The 16760-nt window shown below is 70.9% G+C and carries 20 protein-coding genes and 2 pseudogenes; 11 read left to right on the forward strand and 11 right to left on the reverse strand.

Translation table 11 applies throughout. The features are described from left to right. Positions 1 to 93: 93 nt before the first annotated feature. Both ACFQLX_RS02120 and ACFQLX_RS02125 read right to left on the reverse strand, forming a co-directional pair. Positions 94 to 621 carry a hypothetical protein gene (locus tag ACFQLX_RS02120; RefSeq protein ID WP_386411182.1) on the reverse strand — a complete coding sequence of 176 codons (528 nt, stop codon included), beginning with the start codon at positions 619 to 621 and terminating at the stop codon, positions 94 to 96. After that, positions 618 to 1061: an SRPBCC family protein gene (locus ACFQLX_RS02125; protein ID WP_386411185.1), complete on the reverse strand. Its 444-nt coding sequence runs from the start codon at positions 1059 to 1061 to the stop codon at positions 618 to 620. The genes ACFQLX_RS02120 and ACFQLX_RS02125 overlap by 4 nt, the downstream gene beginning before the upstream one ends. 191 nt (positions 1062 to 1252) lie before the next feature. Here ACFQLX_RS02125 and yidD point away from each other — a divergent pair, with 191 nt between their 5' ends. Then, a complete protein-coding gene (yidD, locus tag ACFQLX_RS02130; protein WP_386411187.1) occupies positions 1253 to 1462 on the forward strand; it encodes a membrane protein insertion efficiency factor YidD in 210 nt (69 codons plus the stop codon). A gap of 79 nt (positions 1463 to 1541) precedes the next feature. Here the strand turns inward: yidD and ACFQLX_RS02135 are convergent, their stop codons facing one another. Then, the gene (locus ACFQLX_RS02135) at positions 1542 to 2021 is read right to left on the reverse strand and encodes a MarR family winged helix-turn-helix transcriptional regulator (protein ID WP_386411190.1); all 480 of its coding nucleotides are present in this window, start codon (positions 2019 to 2021) and stop codon (positions 1542 to 1544) included. A 30-nt stretch (positions 2022 to 2051) separates the two neighbouring features. Here ACFQLX_RS02135 and ACFQLX_RS02140 point away from each other — a divergent pair, with 30 nt between their 5' ends. Further along, complete coding sequence (locus ACFQLX_RS02140) at positions 2052 to 3131, forward strand: GNAT family N-acetyltransferase (RefSeq protein ID WP_386411192.1); 1080 nt, start codon at positions 2052 to 2054, stop codon at positions 3129 to 3131. Between the two features lie 8 nt (positions 3132 to 3139). On the opposite strand, the gene ACFQLX_RS02145 is transcribed toward ACFQLX_RS02140, so the two are convergent. Then, positions 3140 to 5953 carry an ATP-binding protein gene (locus ACFQLX_RS02145; protein WP_386411195.1) on the reverse strand — a complete coding sequence of 938 codons (2814 nt, stop codon included), beginning with the start codon at positions 5951 to 5953 and terminating at the stop codon, positions 3140 to 3142. 175 nt (positions 5954 to 6128) lie between these two features. Here ACFQLX_RS02145 and ACFQLX_RS02150 point away from each other — a divergent pair, with 175 nt between their 5' ends. Genes ACFQLX_RS02150 through ACFQLX_RS02160 form a run of 3 tightly spaced genes read left to right on the forward strand, consistent with a single transcriptional unit; the run spans position 6129 to position 7612 of the window. Beyond that, positions 6129 to 6461 (forward strand): VOC family protein, encoded by a 333-nt coding sequence (locus tag ACFQLX_RS02150; RefSeq protein WP_386411198.1) that lies wholly within the window; start codon positions 6129 to 6131, stop codon positions 6459 to 6461. 19 nt (positions 6462 to 6480) lie between these two features. Beyond that, a complete protein-coding gene (locus ACFQLX_RS02155; protein WP_386411201.1) occupies positions 6481 to 7098 on the forward strand; it encodes a glyoxalase in 618 nt (205 codons plus the stop codon). A gap of 49 nt (positions 7099 to 7147) precedes the next feature. Continuing rightward, the gene (locus ACFQLX_RS02160) at positions 7148 to 7612 is read left to right on the forward strand and encodes a pyridoxamine 5'-phosphate oxidase family protein (protein WP_386411203.1); all 465 of its coding nucleotides are present in this window, start codon (positions 7148 to 7150) and stop codon (positions 7610 to 7612) included. Positions 7613 to 7907: 295 nt separating this feature from the next. On the opposite strand, the gene ACFQLX_RS02165 is transcribed toward ACFQLX_RS02160, so the two are convergent. Both ACFQLX_RS02165 and ACFQLX_RS02170 read right to left on the reverse strand, forming a co-directional pair. Beyond that, on the reverse strand, positions 7908 to 8207 hold the full coding sequence (locus ACFQLX_RS02165) for a hypothetical protein (protein WP_386411206.1): 300 nt from the start codon (positions 8205 to 8207) through the stop codon (positions 7908 to 7910). Between the two features lie 52 nt (positions 8208 to 8259). Further along, on the reverse strand, positions 8260 to 8865 hold the full coding sequence (locus tag ACFQLX_RS02170; protein WP_386411209.1) for a dihydrofolate reductase family protein: 606 nt from the start codon (positions 8863 to 8865) through the stop codon (positions 8260 to 8262). A gap of 88 nt (positions 8866 to 8953) precedes the next feature. Here ACFQLX_RS02170 and ACFQLX_RS02175 point away from each other — a divergent pair, with 88 nt between their 5' ends. The 5 genes and pseudogenes from ACFQLX_RS02175 (at position 8954) to ACFQLX_RS02195 (ending at position 10806) form a co-directional block, all read left to right on the forward strand. Then, a complete protein-coding gene (locus ACFQLX_RS02175) occupies positions 8954 to 9082 on the forward strand; it encodes a hypothetical protein (protein WP_386411212.1) in 129 nt (42 codons plus the stop codon). A gap of 14 nt (positions 9083 to 9096) precedes the next feature. Further along, positions 9097 to 9183: pseudogene (locus ACFQLX_RS02180) on the forward strand (DUF2809 domain-containing protein); the annotation flags it as partial. A 226-nt stretch (positions 9184 to 9409) separates the two neighbouring features. Further along, positions 9410 to 9565, forward strand: a pseudogene (locus ACFQLX_RS02185) (toxin Doc); the annotation flags it as partial. A gap of 255 nt (positions 9566 to 9820) precedes the next feature. Further along, entirely contained in the window at positions 9821 to 10432 is a 612-nt protein-coding gene (locus tag ACFQLX_RS02190; RefSeq protein ID WP_386411215.1) for a hypothetical protein, read from the forward strand. A gap of 248 nt (positions 10433 to 10680) precedes the next feature. Continuing rightward, positions 10681 to 10806: a hypothetical protein gene (locus ACFQLX_RS02195; protein WP_386411218.1), complete on the forward strand. Its 126-nt coding sequence runs from the start codon at positions 10681 to 10683 to the stop codon at positions 10804 to 10806. Between the two features lie 18 nt (positions 10807 to 10824). Here the strand turns inward: ACFQLX_RS02195 and ACFQLX_RS02200 are convergent, their stop codons facing one another. Then, complete coding sequence (locus ACFQLX_RS02200; RefSeq protein WP_386411221.1) at positions 10825 to 11247, reverse strand: carboxymuconolactone decarboxylase family protein; 423 nt, start codon at positions 11245 to 11247, stop codon at positions 10825 to 10827. Further along, on the reverse strand, positions 11244 to 11660 hold the full coding sequence (locus ACFQLX_RS02205; RefSeq protein ID WP_386411224.1) for a MerR family transcriptional regulator: 417 nt from the start codon (positions 11658 to 11660) through the stop codon (positions 11244 to 11246). Before ACFQLX_RS02205 ends, ACFQLX_RS02200 begins: the two co-directional genes overlap by 4 nt. A 234-nt stretch (positions 11661 to 11894) precedes the next feature. Between ACFQLX_RS02205 and ACFQLX_RS02210 the strand changes: the two genes are divergently transcribed. Then, positions 11895 to 12359 (forward strand): hypothetical protein, encoded by a 465-nt coding sequence (locus tag ACFQLX_RS02210; protein ID WP_386411227.1) that lies wholly within the window; start codon positions 11895 to 11897, stop codon positions 12357 to 12359. A 514-nt stretch (positions 12360 to 12873) separates the two neighbouring features. Here the strand turns inward: ACFQLX_RS02210 and ACFQLX_RS02215 are convergent. From ACFQLX_RS02215 to ACFQLX_RS02225, 3 genes are all read right to left on the reverse strand, one after another. Then, entirely contained in the window at positions 12874 to 13935 is a 1062-nt protein-coding gene (locus tag ACFQLX_RS02215; protein ID WP_386411230.1) for an NUDIX domain-containing protein, read from the reverse strand. Positions 13936 to 14228: 293 nt separating this feature from the next. After that, positions 14229 to 15326, reverse strand: a complete 1098-nt coding sequence (locus tag ACFQLX_RS02220; protein ID WP_386411233.1) for a serine hydrolase domain-containing protein — start codon at positions 15324 to 15326, stop codon at positions 14229 to 14231. A 123-nt stretch (positions 15327 to 15449) separates the two neighbouring features. Then, entirely contained in the window at positions 15450 to 16679 is a 1230-nt protein-coding gene (locus ACFQLX_RS02225) for a hypothetical protein (protein WP_386411236.1), read from the reverse strand. Between the last annotated feature and the right edge of the window lie 81 nt (positions 16680 to 16760).

Below are 16760 nucleotides of genomic sequence, written 5' to 3' on the forward strand. Positions count from 1 at the left end.
CGCCACTGGCGTCTACCAGGTGACGGGGGAGCCGTTCTTCGCCTCAGCGCGAGGCGGATACGCACGCCGGTTCGGTGCACGTCCGCTGACGTGCTATGCCCAGGGCGATGCGGGGCGGGGGGTGCGTTCGGCGAGTCCTTTGAGTACCAGTAGTTGCTTGCGCATCATCAGCAGATCACCGAGTGCGAGTACGGGCCCGAGCACCCGCGCGGCAGGCACGCGCGCACTGACCCGGACGAGCAGCCGGGTTGCGGTCCTGCCCTGCTCGTCGATGGTGTCGTCCACCGCGTAGGTGACGGCGACCCGGTCGGCGGCCAGCGTGAGGTGGCGGTCGCGCTCGAAGGAATCCAGGGTGAAGCTTCCCATGAAGCGCTGGCCGCGCTCCAGTTCGTCCAGCCCCGGCGTCAGGGTACGGGGGCTGCGCCGGCCCAGGTTGTCGAGCAGGTCGTAGCTGTAGGGGGCCGTACGCAGTTGGCACAGCCAGCGAAAGACGATCGCCCGCGGCGCGGCGACGGTGACCGCGCGGTGCGCGCGCACCGTCGCCGCCGGCAGGAGGCTGTCACAGGGCAGCGCCCGCCGCTCCTCCGCGGGTGTCGAGTGCCAGGAGAACGGGCTGATCATGCCGCCACCCGCTGCTCGACATCGCGCAGCATCCGCCCCACGATCATGCGGTGCCCGCCGCTGCCGATCACGAGCGCCCGGTAGATCCGCCCGCCGACCCCGGGGAACGCGGCCCAGGTCGTCGCGTGGAGGCGTACGTGCCCGTCGAGGTCGTCGAGGGTGAAGTCCAGGCGGTAGGTGGAGAAGCGGTGCCCGCCGCGCAGTTCGACGCGCCGCAGCGGCTCGATGGCCGTCACCTGGAAGCCGGGCACCGAGTCGCCGACCTGGGGGAGCGACCAGTCCCCGCCGCGCACGGCGGGCGCCAGACGCATCGCCCGCGCGATCGGCCCCGGTGGCGAGGTGCCGTTCGCGCGGGCGGTGGCGAGGAGTGCGGGCCACACCTGCTCCGGCGATGCGTGGATCACCCGGTCCTGGTCGTCTACGTAGGGCAGCGGCTCCATGTACGCCAAGGGTACGGGCGTACGGGGCAGGCGCCATCGGACAACGGACGGCATCCTCCGCGGCAGCATCATCATTTTCGCCGTTCGAGGACTCCTCTGCTCCGGCGGCGCCATCCGTCGGCTCTTCTCCGCGACACCGCCCTGGCGCCCGGCGGGCCGGTACGGACGGACCTGCTGCGGATCCTCCGCCAATGAACCTGTGCGCACGAGGAGTTCCCGGTTCCCAGCCGTGCCGCGGCTGCTCCGGCACCCCGAGCTGCTCCACCTACGCGGTGCGGGCGCTCCACCGCCATGGTGCCCTGCGTGGCGGTCGACTGATCCCGGGACGCCTGCTGCGCTGCCGTCCCGGCGCGGCTCGACGCCGGGGCTTTCGCGATCCGGTGCCACCCGCCCGCAGGTGATCGTGGCGCGGGCCCCGGGCGTCTTCGCGTCAGTGCAACAGGCCGCGGTGTTCGGAGGTTCCTGCTGACGCGGTCTGCTCTAGGTACCGGGTGAGCTCCCGGGTTCGGCGATCCTGGCCGCGGTGCGGCCGAGCGCGGCGAGTTCGCGGGGGTCGAGGCGGTCGACGAAGTGGCGTCGTACCGAGGCGACATGGACGGGAGCGGCTTGTCGGAGGGTGTCCATTCCCTCCTCGGTGAGGATCAGGAGGCAGCCTCTTCCGTCGGCGGGGTCGGGTGCGCGGCGGATGAGTCCGCGGGCCTCCATGCGGGTGGCGTGGCGGGACAGGCGGCTTCGCGACCACTCCATCTTGGCGGCCTGCTCGTGCAGGGTGCTGGTGGTGCCGGTGCGTTCGGACAGGGTGCTGAGCACCTCGTAGTCGGCTTCGGAGAGGCCGAGTTCGGCCAGGTCCTGTGCGGTGCGGGCCTGTACGGCGATGACCATGCGGCGGTACGCCCGCCAGGCGCGTTCCTCCTCGGGTTCCAGCCAGCGGACCGTCTCACCCGACTTTTTCGTTGACATGTAATCAATCTACCAGCTAGCTTCGTTTCCATGACAACGAAAAAGGCGCGCATCCTCGTCCTGATCTGCAGCACCCGCCCCCACGCGCTCGGCCCGGCCGTCGGCGAGTGGCTGACCGAGACGCTCGCGTCCAGCGCCCGCACGCTGGACGCGGAGCTCGTATCGCTGGCCCTCGGCGATCTGCACCTGCCCTTCCTGGACGAGGAGGAGCACCCTTCGAGCGGCATCTACCACCACGAGCACACGCGGCGCTGGAGCGCGCTCGCCGGAGAGGCCGACGGCTTCATCGTCGTGACGCCGGAGTACAACTACGGGATGCCCGCGACCCTGAAGAACGCCCTCGACTACCTGGGACCCGAGTGGGCCTGGAAGCCGGTCGGCTTCGTCAGTTACGGCAACACCTCGGCCGGCACCCGGGCGGTCCAGCATGCCAAGCAGGTGGTGACCACCCTGCGCCTGGTCCCCCTCGGCTCGACCGTCGCGATCCGCATCGCGGACGCGATGCGGGAAGGCCGCTTCCAGCCCGCCGCGCGCCTCGCCGACGCGGCCGAGGGGATGCTCGCGGAACTGGTACGCGTCGCCCACGCCCTGGCACCGCTGCGCGAGCGCGCGCACGCGGACGCGCTCACGGGACCCCTCGCCGGCTCGTACGCCCGCCGCCTCACCCCAGGCGACGCGCCCGAGGTGACGGTGCTGCAGCGCTGCTGCTGGACCGAGGAGGCCCTCGTCAACGACGTCCTGACGATCCCGGCCCTGCACGAGTCGCCCGACCAGGTGCGTGCCTGGCTGGCCGACTGGGACGCGACGGGCCTGTGGCGCGACGGACGGCTCCTGGGGATGGTACGGACGCGCCGCGACGGCGCCGACCTGCGGGTGGGGCGGCTCGGCGTCGTCCCCGACCTGCGCGGACTGGGCCTGGGCCGATGGCTGCTGCGTACGGCCGAGAGCGCGGGGGAGGGCTGCCGGCGCGCCGTCCTGCACACCGGCGCCGCCAGCAGCCGAAACCTCGCCTTCTACAAGGAACAGGGCTACGTCCCGCTCCCCGAGGCGCCGCAGGACGGCGTGGCCACCCTCGCCAAAACCCTCTTCGCACCCGCGGCCCGGGACTGAAACCCCGGCTATACCGCTGAGGCCACCGGCGACGGGGGCAGGCCGCGTCCCGTCTCACCGGGGTCCAGGAGAGCGGCCAGGGCGGCAGCGCCACGGGCGGCGTGCTCGCCGCCGGCCAGCACCAACGTCCGCGCTGCCTGGTAGCGGCAGCCGGCCGCCTCGAACACGTCCGCGGTGGCGAGCAGGCGCTCGTGGTCCTGGTCGAGGAGGGACTGCGCCCGTTCCACGAGGGCGCCGGCGACCGGGTTGCCGGCAGTGAGGGTACGGGCGTCGGCCAGGCGCTCGCGTGCCAGGGGGCTTCCCGCGAGGACGGCGGCCTCGGCACGTATCGCCACGTACCAGTGGAGCCAGATCCAGGTCACCCACTTCCACACCTCGCCGGGCTCGGGCGCCATCCGTTCCATGGCCTCCTCGGCGCGCCCGTGGTGGAGCATCCGCATCGCGTCGAAAAGCGCCCCGTAGCCGTACGTGCGCTCGGCCGAGTCGCCGAGTCGATCCCAGACCGCCTGCCATTCGCGCTCGGCGTCCTGGTCGCCGCGGAGGTCGTGGATCATCGCCACCGCAGCAGCCGCCGGACCCAGGGCCGCTATGGCCGGGCTCCCCGCCCGCCGCCACGCATCGAGGAAGCGGGTGCCGGCGCCGAGCAGTTCCTCGACATTGCCCGCCAGCGCGTCGGCGACCAGCAGCCAACTCGTGGCCCGATGGCCCACCTCGGCCAGCGCCGGATGGTCGGCCAACTGGCGTCCGCTGCGCAGGGCGCCGGGCAGGTTCCCCACGCCGAGGCTTGTCTGTGCGGCCATGCCGAGCCCGTCGATCAGTTCGTGGATACCGCCCGGCGTCTCCAGCCGGTTGTCCGTGGAGGAGAGCAGCGTGATCCGGCGCCCGGCGGTGGCCGCGCAGGCGAACGTGTCACCGGCCCAGGCGTGCGCCGCGGTGAGCGCGTCGAGCGCCGCGGACTGTGCGAGCGGGTCGCCGGTACGGCCGGCCAGCTCGACCGCGCGTTCGGCGCGCGCAAGCGTCTGCGGTACGGCGTTGTCGGCCGGGCCCTGAACCGCGCCGAACGCATCGCTGAGCACCCCCGCCTCCGCCAGCGCCACCGCCGCCTCGGCGGCCCGATCCCCGCTCCCCAGTTCCCGAGCTTCGCCGACCAGCGCGATCGCCTCCTCCTCGGGCGGCGTCTGCGCGAACGTACTCGAGAAGCGGTAGGCGACGGTGGCGGCGGTGGCCAGGTCCACGGCGGCGCCGGCCCGGTCCCCGCTACGGCGGGCGGCAGCCGCGGCGGCGCGGTAGAGGCGGTACGTGTCATCGCCGCGCGTACGGCAGCCGGCCACCCCCGCGGCCTGCCGGAGCATGGCGGCGGTGGCAGCGGGGTCGTCGGCGAGCACGGACGCCTGCTCGTAGCGCTGCTGCGACTCCCCGAGCAGATGGCGGGTGAACGTCAGCTCGGCCACATGTCGGGCCAGACGGTAGGCGTCCGCGCGCTGCTCGGGCTCGTCGGCCGCCCATCTCAGCGAGGCGCGCAGGTCATCGGCGACCGCGTCGAAGCGGGCCCGCCAGCCCGGCCCGGCCACCGCCAGGTCGACGGCCTGGGTGAGGCACCAGCGCAGGTGCCGGGCCCGGGCGTCGGCCAACTCACCGCGCTGGTCGAGCCGTTCCGTACCGTACTGGCGGATGGTCTCCAAGGCCCGGTAACGGGTGCCCGTCGGGGATGCGCTCACCCCCAGCAGGCTCTGCTCGGCAAGCCGGGCCAGCCCGTCCGCGACCAGGCCCGCGTCGGCCCCGGCGACCTCAGCCGCTGCCGATGCGGTGAAGGGCGCCACGAAGACGGACACCCGGTGCAGGAGCTCCTGGTCGACCGGCTCCAGCAGGGCGTGACTCCAGTCCAGCACCGCCCGCACCGAGCGGTGGCGCTTATCGGCGCGGGAGCCGCCGGTGAGCATCCGCAGCGGGTGGGACACCGCGGCGGTGATGCCGTCAAGACCGAGCGTCGCGAAGCGGGCCGCGGCCAGCTCGATCGCCAGCGCCATACCGTCCAGGCGCGCACAGATCGCGGCGACCTGGTCGTGCTGGGGCGACTCCAGCGACCAGCCGGCCGCCTGCGCCCGCTCCACGAACAGCGCGACCGCGTCCGACTCGCCGGCCAGCGACAACGGCGGGACCTGGTAGACCCGTTCGAACGGCACCATCAACCGGGCCTGACTGGTCGCCAGCACACGCACGCGGGGACAGGCCGCGAGCAGCCGCTCGAGAAACAGCGCCACCGCATCCACCACATGCTCGCAGTTGTCGAACACCAGCAACGCCTGCCGCTCCGCCAGCGCGGCGAGCACCGACTCGCCCAGGTCGCGGCCGGGCTGCTCGCCGAGCCCCAGCGCACCAGCGAGCGCGGTTGCGAGCAGGCCGGGATCGGTGACCGGGATCAGGTCGACGAACCACACACCGTCGGCATACCGGTCGGCGACCTCCGCCGCCACCGCCAAGACGAGCCGGGTCTTGCCCACGCCGCCGGGACCGACCGCGCTCACCTGACGATGCACCGCGATCAGCTCAGCCAACTCTGCCCGCTCCTGGGCCCGGCCGACGAACGAGGTCAGCGGGGCCGGCAGGGGGAGTGGTTCCTGGCGAGGCCGATCGACGACTGCGCGCTGGGCGAGGGCCCGCCGATCCGGCACGTCCAACTTGCGCAGCAGCGAGGAGACGTGACTCTCGACGGTACGTACCGAGAGGAACAGCCGCGCCGCGATCTCCGCGTTGCTGAAGTGGGAGCCGAGGAGCGCCAACACCTCAGCCTCCCTTGGGGAGATACCGCCGTCTTTCGCCATGACCGCATTCTGTCGCATCCACTCCGCGGCCCCCTCCGGGCCGGCGATCCGTGGTCGCTTCCGTGGTCGCTTCCGTGGCTGTCTCCGTGGTCCGTTCCGTGGTCACCACGGATGCCCACCGACCGGGCCCGGACGCAAGCTGGGGACACAACAGAGCGCACCCACAGGAGCAATCGTGATCAAGACCGTGCTGCACCCCGTGTCCGACCTGACCAAGGCCAAGGAGGTCTACGCAGCCCTCCTCGGCCTTCCCCCCGAGAACGACACCCCCTACTACGTCGGCTTCGAGGCCGGCGGCCAGCACATCGGGCTGGTACCCAACGGCGGACCCCAGGGCATGACCGCCCCGGTGACCTACTGGCACGTACCGGACATCGAGGCGAGGCTCGCCGCCGTGACCGCCGCGGGGGCCACGGTGCACGAGGCGGCGCACGACGTCGGCGGCGGCCGCATGGTGGCCACTTTCACCGACCCCGACGGCAACGTCCTCGGCCTCATCCAGGACTGACCGGAAAAGGAAAAAGACAATGACCTCCATTCACTCCATCACCTTCGACGTCCCCGACACCGCGGCCGCCGACGACTTCTACGCCACTGCCTTCGGCACGGGAGCCCACGTGCTCACCCGCGCCGCGCAAGCGCCCACGACCGGCTTTCGCGGATACCTCATGTCACTGGTGGTATCCCAACCGAGCACAGTGGACAGCCTCTTCGACACCGCCCTCCAGGGCGGCGCGACCACCCTGAAGCCACCCGCGAAGAGCTTCTGGGGGTACAGCGGTGTCCTGCGCGACCCGTACGGCGCACTCTGGAAGATCGCCACGTCGGAAAAGAAGGACACCGGACCCGCCACCCGCGACATCGACGACATCGTGCTCCTGCTGGGCGTCGACGACGTAGCCGCCACCAAGCGCTTCTACGTCGAGCGCGGCCTGCCGGTAACCAGGAGCTTCGGTCGCAAGTACGTCGAGTTCGCCACCGCGCCCGTCACGCTGGCCCTCTACAGCCGCCGCGCCGCCGCCAAGGAGGCCGGCGTTCCCATCGAGGGAACCGGATCGCACCGGCTCACCATCGACGCCGACACCGACGCCTTCATCGACCCGGACGGGTTCACCTGGGAGGACACCCACCGCTCCACCCGGTGAACCCGCCAGCCCAACGCCCGCCCCCTTCCTTCCACTTACGGAGCTGAGCATGACCCACCCCCCGGCCCGCCCCCAGGCCCAGCGGACACGCGACACCCTGGACCGGCTCGAACACGACATCGATGCCTGGTTCGCCACCGCCGACCCGACCGGCCTGCCGTACCTCATGCCGCTGTCGTTCCTGTGGGACGGCCACACCCTGCTCATCTCCACCGCCCGAACCAACCCCACCGCCCGCTTCCTGGAAGCGACCGGCACGATCAAGATCGCGCTCGGCCACACCCGCGACGTCGTCCTCATCGACGCCGAACTCCGCGAGACGATCCCCACCGCCGACATACCGGACGAGACCGGCGACGCCTTCGCCGCCAAAACCGGCTTCGACCCCCGCGAACAACGCAGCGCCTACCCCTACTTCCGCCTCGCCCCGCGCCAGGTACGGGCCTGGCGCGAGGCGAACGAACTCACCGGCCGCGACCTCATGACCGACGGCACGTGGTTCGCCGACCACTGAACACCACGCTCACGACCGGTTGCACCGGCGAACACCCGCGCCACGGCAGCGTCCGGGCCCGACCGGGCCACCCGACCTGACGCACAACCACCCACGCACCACATGACCGCCCCTTGACAAGGAGATAAGACATGAAGGCACACGTCAGCTCGATCCTTCCCGGACCACTGCCCCCCTCCTGACCGACCCCTTCGCGGAAGTCATCGGGGCCGGCGCCGGCCCCCTGGACCAGAAGCACTGCGACTGAGGACACGCCGCCGCCCTCGCCTGGTTCATGCTGGTGCTGCTCAGGGCGTCAGTCCGCAGCCGGCTCCGCAATCGGTTCTGCTGTCGACCTGGTGCCGATCAGGGCGAACGCGAGGATCGCGGCACGCGTTACCAGCCCCGCGAGCACAATCGTGGCGAAGCCCTCGACCTCAAGCTCGGAGAGCCGCCCGCCCAGCCAGGAGAGCAGCCACCAGATGAGTGAGTCCTGTACGAATCCGGCCCCACCGAACGCCAGGAGCATCAGAGCCGGAACACGACCGGACGGGCCGATGTAGATGAGCTGGGTGAGAAGCATCACCACGAAGGCCGCGACCATCAGTGACGTCACCACCGCCACGTTTCCCGCCCCCAGGGGGATGCCGGGCAACAGGGCCCCGGCTTCAGGCGGGGGTGGCGAGGGGCGGGTGCTTGAGGACCCGGGGTGTGTATTCGACCAGTTGGAGGCGGCCGTCGAAGGTACGGTGGTCGGTCATGTCGAGGGCGATGTCGGGGTAGCCGTCGTAGATGCGTTCTTCGCCGGTGGCGCCGGTGATGACGGGGAACATCACGACGCGGAAGCGGTCGACGAGTCCGGCCTGGAGCAGGGAGCGGGCCAGGGACAGGCTGCCGATCGTGCTGAGGAGCCCCGTACCGCTGGCTTTCATGGCGCGGACTGCTTCGATGGCGTCGTCGCGGACGAGGGTTGAGTTGGCCCACGTCAGGGGGGCTGGAAGTGTGGAGGAGAAGACGATCTTGGTGGCTTGGGTGAGTTCGTCGACGGATGCTTCCTCTTCGGGCCGGAACTCGTCTTGCCCATCGGGCAGTCTGCCTGTGGCGAAGCCCGACATGAGGCGGTAGGTGTTGGCTCCCATCAGGTAGGTGGCCTGGGGCTGCTCGCCGAGCCAGGCGAGGTACTCGGGGCCTTCGAGCCCCCAGAAGCCGGGCCAGCCCTCTCCTGATGCGTAGCCGTCGAGGGAGGTGATGAAGTCGACGAGGAGCTCCGACATGACGGTGTCCTTTCCTGGGCTGTCACGAGTTTGGACCGGCCGGAAGCCGTAAACTCATCGGCCGCGCGGTGGAGTAGCGAGAAACCCCATGACAGTGCGGCCGAAGAGCCCGAAACCCGACCTGATCGCGCTCTGCACGGCGGCGGGCCTGGGGATCAGGGCCGTCATGACGGGCGGCACCGCCAAGTACGCGGGGGCGCGCTCTACACGGTCTTGATCTACGTGCTGGTGGTGCTGATCGCGCCCCCGGTGAAGCCGATGGCGGCCGCGGGCGTGACCCTGGGCTTCAGCTGCGCGGTGGAACTGCTCCAACTTACCGACATGGCCGGTGATCTAGCAGCTCACCATCTCGCCGCCAGACTCCTCCTGGGCACCACATCGGGATCGGCCGCGCAGGCCGCCTCGGCAAACGCGTCGCCGCTGCGGGACATGGACTCGGGGTCGAGGAGGCGTGAGAATCCCCAGCGGACGCCGGAGTCGCGCGGGTGGTCCGTACGGAGTCGGCAGCGAACTGCGCTCAGGCCATCCGAGTTGTCCACCCGCCCCTCCCCGCTTGCCCACCCGCGACTACTCGGCCCTCGACGCCGCCTGGCGGGCAGCGGCGCTCTTGCACACCCTGGTCGACCTCGTCCGCGACATCCTCGCAGGCAAGAGCGACGTCTACGCGGCCGCCGACCGTGTGCGCTCCCGGCGGATCTGACCTGCCAGCCGCTGGACGGGATGGTCGCCACGTGTGTCAACGGCCTGGTAGTGCCAGCAGTTGGCCGCCGACGTGCTTGGCTGTCGTCGGGTTATCGATCCCGACCGGCCGGTGATGCAAGACGGAACACGCATATGCCTGCCGTGAACACTTTCGACGGATGAAGTTCCCGAAAATCGGATGCCCGTTTCCGAATTCTCTATGGTGGCTGGGAGAGTCAGGAACCCCAACGTTGCTTCATGCGAGGTCAGTTGTATGTCGTGGTCTGAGAGCCTGCCGGAAGTCCTCACCCGGTCCGACTTCGCCTCCGCGGTGGGGCGTGAACCGCGCAGTATCGAGCTGATGGCCGGCCGTGGGCTCATCGCGGATCCGACCCACCGCAACCGCGGGAAGTTCGTCTGGGAGGAGCAGCCCGCGATGGACTGGTTTCGCACACTGCACGAGCACGCGGTGGTCGTGCCCGCCCATGACCTGGCTGAGAAGGAACTCGCCAGGTACAGCGCCTACTTCTGCCCGCTCAGCAGCAGCCACGTGGGACTCGCCCGCCCCCGGCTCCTCGTGATGTACCGGCAGGGCGGCCGGGGCCGGGTCTTCGACGTCACTGCGGTGGAGACCATCCACCAGAAGGTCCCCGGAACCCGGGAAGCGTCTTGGGCGACCCGGAGCATCGTGCGCGACGGCGAGACGTTGGACGCATCCCGAAAGCCGTGGACGGTCTTCTACCTCAGCGAGATCGACACGATCGAAAGGATCACGCCGGTGATCCAGCAGGGTCGGTATCTGCCTGTCGGCGACGTCCGCAACGCACTGTCGTGCGGCCACCTCGTCGTCCCCACGCTCGACGAGGCATTTCCCGCCAGGAAATGACCTTCGCGGGACGAACATCTAGATGGCTCCCGGTAAGTCGTCCCAGGCCCTGCCCGGGAACTTCGTGGCCGCTCACTGGCAGAGGCTCCACGGCGGTTTCGTCCAGGGCGGAGAGTACGCGCTACGCAGGCGAAGCCGGAACCGCCGACACGGCCAGCCCCGCGTACCGGGTCGCGGCCGGGCACAAAGAGCGCGTCACCGCGTACGTCGCGGATCTGCTCGCCGGCAGCGGCCGCGAGGACGCCGAGGTGCTCGCACGACGGTTCGTCCTGCTGATGGACGGGGCGATCGTCACCGCACTGCGGGAGCGCACGCCCGCCCCGGCCGCGGAAGCACGCGCCGTAGCGGCGGCCATGCTGGGCGACGGGACGTGAGGGAGCGCTCCGATGCCCCTACGCGGAGTCGACCGGGAGCAGGTTGCGCTCGGCGAAGACCTTCTTCGCGACGAAGGTGGCGTTCAGGGCCTTGGGCATACCGCAGTAGACCGCGGAGTGCAGGAGCGCCTCAGTGATCTCGTGCGGGGTGAGGCCGACGTTCAGGGCGGCGTTGATGTGGACATCCAGCTGGGGTTCGCAACCGCCGAGGGCGGTCAGCATGCCGAGGGTGACCAGTTGGCGGTCCCGGGGGGCGAGGCCGGGGCGGCGGTAGATGTCGCCGAAGGCCCAGGCGACGATCTGGTGGCCAAGCTCGGGCGAGATGTCGGCGAGCGAATCGATCACCTTCCGGCCGCTTTCGCCGTCGATCTCGGTGAGTACCCGCATGCCCCGCTCGAAGCGGTCCTGGCGGGTCTGCGCGCTGGCGGCGGCCTCGGTCATGGGTGCTCCGTTTCCTGCTGCCCGTCGAGCAGCCGCTCATAGTGGTTGATCTTGTCGTCCAGTGCCCTGGCGTTGCGCCGCAGGTGCCGGATGTGCTCCTCCAGCGAGCCGCGGTGCTTGCGCAGCATGGCCAGCCGGTCGGCCACGGTCCGTTCTCCGGCGCCGCGGAGCCGGGCGAAACGCTGCATGCCGGCGATCGGCATGCCGGTCTCCCGCAGCCTCAGCAGGAACGCCAGCCAGTCCAGGTCGGCGGCTGCGTAGCGGCGCTGGTTGCCCGTGGTACGGCCGACCCCTTCGATCAGGCCGGCCCGTTCGTAGTAGCGCAAGGTGTCAGGAGACAGCCCGGTTTGTTCGGAGACCTCGGCGATCGTGAAGGTCCGCCCGTCCTGGGGGAGTTGTGTTCCACTGGCCATGCAGGAACCATAGAACCTGGAGTGCGCTCCAGGTCAAACGTCCTCGTTCCCTGGCCTGCGGGACGCGGTGGCTGTGGAGTCGGCTCTGAGCGGGGTGGACGCGGCGGAGTCCCGGGCCTCCTGCGTGCCCTGCGCCCTCGCTGCGGTGGCCGGGGTGCGTAGCGACTTGCGGGGATCGGGGTGGGAGGGTCGCCCCAGCGGGGGCGTCGGGAGATCAGGGGCGGGTGGATCACCGTGGAGCGACGGAAGCTGATAGCGATCGCGGCGGGGCTGACGGTCCTCGGCGCCGGGTGCGGCCCGCGTAGGGGGCAGGACGGGGCCAAGGGGGACTGGCACACCGACACCGCCCCGCTGGAGCAGGCGTTCCCCATGCTCGGGGCGCTCTCCGACGCCCAGTGGGTCAGCAGCCGGGACGACGAACGACTCCTCCCGTCACCGGATCTGGCGATCTCGGGCTTCGCGCGACTGGCACCGGGGAAGCTCGCCGAACTGACGGCCGCACACCCCTTCGTCTCCGAGGGGCCGCCCGAGGACTTCTCCTCGTGGTTCGAGAAGCCGCTCAAGGGCGAAGGGCCGGAGACCCCGCAGTGGATCCGCTCCCGCGAGCTCGACCGTGACAGCGGAGAGCACTCCACCAGCCTGTGGTTCGACCGCCGCAGCGACACCGTCCGATTGCGGGCCCTCAACCCGTACGGCTAGAGCACGCACCACCCCTCCTGCCACGCCGGGCGCGGCGGACGGCGTCTGCGAATTCCGCACGCGGGAGGGCGCCGACGACCCGCGCAGTCGCAGTCGGCCAGGGGTTCGTAGACCTGATGGCCGGCTCGGCCGCACCCGGGTGGTGAGCCGGCGGTCGCGGGTGGAGGTCGGAGCGGTCGATCCACTCGACGGTGACGACGACGTTCTCACCGGCGGGAGCTTCGGTGGCTTCGAGCGGTGCCCCTTCGCGGGCGGACCCGACCAGCTCCGAGCACGACACCGCCCGATGGAGTCGCCAGTGCCAGGGGACGATCATGGCGATGCTTGTCATGGCGCTGAGCGGCTACGAAGCTGCTGCACAGGGGCGGCTCATGCTGCTCCTTGGAGCGTGGCCGCTCCTCTGCTTCGTGTTCGCGTTGACGGCATTCGGTGAAAGAGTCCGGCAACGGCGTCCTCAACGGCTCGGAGTGCGGCGTCCGGCTGCCGCCGATTCCGATAGAGCGTAGGCATCCTCTCAGCCGGCGATCGCGGGGCGCCCGTCGTAGAACTCCAGGGCTGCCACGCCGTCGCGCTGAGCGGCCACGACCGTGCCCAGGCCCGCGCGCAGGTCCGGCCCAAGGCGCGCGCCTGCCGACCGCGGGTCGATCAGAGCGGCCTCGGCGATCTCCGAGGGATCCGGGGTGAGACGGGCGACCTGGTCTTCCGTGACGGTGCCGCCGTCGTAGACGTAGTGAATGCCCGCCGGGTAAGGGGCGTTGGTGCGCCAGTTGACGGCGAGGAGGCGTCCCAGGGGAGGGCACCAGCCCAGCTCCTCCAGGAGTTCGCGGCGGGCCGCGGTGCGCGGGGTCTCGCCGGTGTCGCTGTCGACGCAGCCGCCGGGCAACCGCCACAGGCCGTCGTCGCGGTAACCCGGCCGTACGAGCAGCACGCGCCCGTCGGCGTGGGTACACAGGACCGTCGCCCCGATCACCACCTTCGGCCGGCCCGCGACGAAGGAGGAGGGGTCCAGCGCGTGCGCCGCCTCCAGCGCGGAGCGCCGTTCGGGCGGGAACGCGGCCGAGGAACCGGTCTGCGGCACGCCGGCGACCAGATGCGCCACCCCGCCCGCGTACCAGGCGGCCAGCGCGGCCCGTACCCGGCGCGCCAGCACCGGCGGCAGCACCGCCGTCGTTTCGTCGGCCGTCATCCAGCGCGCGGCGCCGATCTCCCCGTCGGGGAAGGAGATCTCGCGGGTACGGGCCTCGGGGAGCGGGCCCACGGCGTGGATGTGCGCGATGACCACCCGGCCGTGCCGCTGCGCAGGCAGCGAGTCCACCGCGAGGAGCCGGCCGACCGGCACCCGCAGATCGATCTCCTCGGCCAACTCGCGCGCCAGGGCTTCCTCCGGCATCTCCCCGTCCTCCAGCAGACCGCCGGGCAGTTCGAGGTGATCCTTGTAGGTCGGGGTGAGGACGAGGAGCCGGTGCCGCTCGTCCAGGACGAGGGCGGTCGCGGTGACCAGTGGCGCGGGGTGGGCACGGTAGTAAGCGCGGGCGGCGCCGGCGGAGTCGGTCGTGGCGGTCGACGGGTCGGTCACGAAACCTCCAAGAGGGGTAGGCCGTGCCGGCGGCGGATGATCCGTGCACACGGCCGTCGTCGGGTGATCGGATGTGGCGGTCGGTCTGCTGTCGGCTCTCTTGAATATGACGGCCATCGCGCCGGTACGGCAGTACGCCACCGGCCGGAGCCCTCGACCCGGGTCCGCCGAAGCCCTGCCTCCCGGCGGGCGCCCCGCGGGTCGCTGGCGGCTTCGCACCGCCGGCTGCACCGGACCGGGGCCTTCCACTCCGCTCCTGAAACGACGCCGGGATGCCGCTCGGCTGCCTCGCCTCAGGCACCGACGATGGTGTCGTGAACAGCCCAGCCCATGCTCCCGGCCGACCAGCTCACGTTCGCCAGGACGGCCACGTCCAGGTCGTGCCGCGGATAGTGGTAGAGGCGTGCACTGACCCCGTCCTCTTCGCCCGTGTGGCCCCATCGGACGATGCCCGACTCGTCGTCGAGGAGGTGGGTGAGGCCGAAGCCGTACATCCACCGGTAGCCGCGGACCTTCTCCTCGCGCTCGGCGACCTGCGGGGTCAGCGCCAGGCGCGTGGTCTCCTCGCCCAGCAGCCGACCGTGGCGCAGGGCGTGGGCGAAGGCCGTCAGGTCGGCGGCCGCGCAGGTGGCCCCTCCGTCGGCCGCTGCGCGGGGCGTGGTCGCGTAGTGGTTGGTCCGGTACGGGGCGGGGCCGTCGGCGGCGGTGAGGTACCCCTCGGCGACGCCGGGTCCCAACTCGTCCAGGGCCGGGAAGCCCGCCGTGCTCATGCCGGCGCGGGCGAAGACCTCGTCGGTGACGACCTCCTCGAAGGAACGGCTGGTCACGGCTTCGACGAGCAGGCCGAGCAGGATGTAGCCGGCGCCGTTGTAGAGGTGGCGCTCGCCGGGCGGGAAGTGGGGCTTCTTGTCGGCGAACAGGGGCACGTAGTCCTTGTTGCCACGCAGCAGGTACAGCGGATGGGCCGCGATCAACGCGGCCCACTGCGCCTCCCAGTCCCCGCCGCCCTCCTCGAACCAGTCCCCGATACCCGAGGTCATCGTCAGGGCGTGATGGACTGTGACCCGCGGATCCAGCTGCGGTACGTGCTCCCTGACATGGTCCACCAGCGCGTCGTCCAGGCGGATTTGCCGGCGCTCGACGAGTTGCAGGACGGCCACCGCCGTGAACATCTTGGACACCGACGCCACCCGAAAACGCGTGCCGGGTGTGTTCGCCACGCCCCATCGCCGTGACGCCGACCCGAACGCCCGGGTGAACAGCGCCTCCCCGCTCTGCGTCACGCGGACCGTACCGGAGAACCCTTCGCAGGCCGCCGCCTTGGCGACGGTCTCCTCCAAGGCGCCCGTGTCGAAACTGTCCGTACGGCCGGCTCTTGTCGTCGCCCTCACCGGCAACCTCCCCTGGAAGAAACCTCCACCCGTGCTCGATGATCATCTTCGGTCGGCGGCCTTCGGACAAGCGGTTTGCGCAGGAGCCTGGTTCCCGTGGGCACCCCCCTCGCCGACCCGGCCTCACCAGCAGGACGGCTCGCACCCGGTCCAGAAGAACAGCACGTCACGCACGCTGAGATCCGGATGGTGGTCGAGGACGCCGACGGCAAGGTCGGGGACTGCAACAGCACCGGTGGCGTCGTCGATCCAACGGAATCCCTCTGATTCGAGCGCTCGGCGGACCGCGGAGTCGGTACGGCCAGGGTCTTCACCCGTGACGAACCGGCCCAGGGTGCTGACGAGAAGGCGACTGCGGCCGTCTGCGAAACCGATGGCATGGTAGGTGGCCCGCCCGCCTCCCCCGTGGTCGTGGGCGCCGGACGACGGGGGCTGGGGTGACAGCCCCGCCGCCGCCAGCGCTGCCGCCACCCGAAGCAGCTGCCCCTCCTCGTCGACCGGGGCGGGTGGCTCGCTGTACAGGGCCTCAAGCCGCCACCGAGGGCCCGTACGACTCCCGCTCCATACCTCGTACGTGTGGACGATGGCACGGCAGATCTCATCGTCAAGGCCGGCGACCTCCACCGGCCCCAGGGCACCGTAGACCTCATCCGCGTACGCCTCGCCCCGGGCGGTGCAGGCCAGGGCGTACGTGGCCCAGAGTTTCGCCTCCGGCGTCGGAGCGTGATCGAGGTAGGCGCGGAGCCGGTCCACGTCGAGCCGGCAGGTGCGCGCAGCCTCCTGGGCGACCTCCCTGTCCGGGTCGGCCAAGGCGTCGGTCACATCCTCGCCGGCACGATGACGTACCCGAAGAGCACGGATCCGGTCCTGCGGCAGCCGGTCGTCGAAGTCGGTGAGGAGCGCGTCCAGCCCGTACCGCGCGACCAGCGCGTCCAATCCCGCCCCGCACAATCGCGCCGCGCGCACTTCGGAGCTGCCCACGGTGCCCGCCAGTGCGGGCAGCGCCGAACGATCGCCGAGCAACGCACGCATCTTGAGGATCGTCGCCTCCCGTTCGTGTCGCACATCCTGCTGAGTGCCGGATGCGAGACACGGCAGGAGTTCCACCCTGTCGCTGAGAACCTCAAGGAGGGCGGCACGAATGCCACGCTCGCAGTCCGCGTCGCGGACACGCTCCATCAGTGCGGGAACACGCTCCTTTGGTACGCGCCCGATCAGCGCGACCGCACACGGGTCGCGCCTCCACCAAGGACTCTCCGCGTCGAGCACACAGGAAAGAAGCTCGTCCACAGCCACTCGGCGAAGACCGTGCTCATCCACTTGATAGGGAGCCGGTATCAGGATGTCGATCATCCGGCGAGACTACTGCCGCCTCCGACGGGCCCACCGCCCGGTAATCGATGCCCCCTTGGCAGAGCACAGGGACGCCGGCAC

The sequence above is a fragment of the Streptomyces polyrhachis genome, assembly GCF_042663125.1.
Taxonomy (GTDB): domain Bacteria; phylum Actinomycetota; class Actinomycetes; order Streptomycetales; family Streptomycetaceae; genus Streptomyces; species Streptomyces polyrhachii.

Bases quoted from the DNA above. Each gene is read 5' to 3' on its own strand.
- ACFQLX_RS02120 (WP_386411182.1), bottom strand. From the start codon at position 621: ATGATCAGCCCGTTCTCCTGGCACTCGACACCCGCGGAGGAGCGGCGG.
- ACFQLX_RS02125 (WP_386411185.1), bottom strand. From the start codon at position 1,061: ATGGAGCCGCTGCCCTACGTAGACGACCAGGACCGGGTGATCCACGCA.
- yidD (WP_386411187.1), top strand. From the start codon at position 1,253: ATGAACCTGTGCGCACGAGGAGTTCCCGGTTCCCAGCCGTGCCGCGGC.
- ACFQLX_RS02135 (WP_386411190.1), bottom strand. From the start codon at position 2,021: ATGTCAACGAAAAAGTCGGGTGAGACGGTCCGCTGGCTGGAACCCGAG.
- ACFQLX_RS02140 (WP_386411192.1), top strand. From the start codon at position 2,052: ATGACAACGAAAAAGGCGCGCATCCTCGTCCTGATCTGCAGCACCCGC.
- ACFQLX_RS02145 (WP_386411195.1), bottom strand. From the start codon at position 5,953: ATGGCGAAAGACGGCGGTATCTCCCCAAGGGAGGCTGAGGTGTTGGCG.
- ACFQLX_RS02155 (WP_386411201.1), top strand. From the start codon at position 6,481: ATGACCTCCATTCACTCCATCACCTTCGACGTCCCCGACACCGCGGCC.
- ACFQLX_RS02160 (WP_386411203.1), top strand. From the start codon at position 7,148: ATGACCCACCCCCCGGCCCGCCCCCAGGCCCAGCGGACACGCGACACC.
- ACFQLX_RS02170 (WP_386411209.1), bottom strand. From the start codon at position 8,865: ATGTCGGAGCTCCTCGTCGACTTCATCACCTCCCTCGACGGCTACGCA.
- ACFQLX_RS02175 (WP_386411212.1), top strand. From the start codon at position 8,954: ATGACAGTGCGGCCGAAGAGCCCGAAACCCGACCTGATCGCGCTCTGC.
- ACFQLX_RS02190 (WP_386411215.1), top strand. From the start codon at position 9,821: ATGTCGTGGTCTGAGAGCCTGCCGGAAGTCCTCACCCGGTCCGACTTC.
- ACFQLX_RS02200 (WP_386411221.1), bottom strand. From the start codon at position 11,247: ATGACCGAGGCCGCCGCCAGCGCGCAGACCCGCCAGGACCGCTTCGAG.
- ACFQLX_RS02205 (WP_386411224.1), bottom strand. From the start codon at position 11,660: ATGGCCAGTGGAACACAACTCCCCCAGGACGGGCGGACCTTCACGATC.
- ACFQLX_RS02225 (WP_386411236.1), bottom strand. From the start codon at position 16,679: ATGATCGACATCCTGATACCGGCTCCCTATCAAGTGGATGAGCACGGT.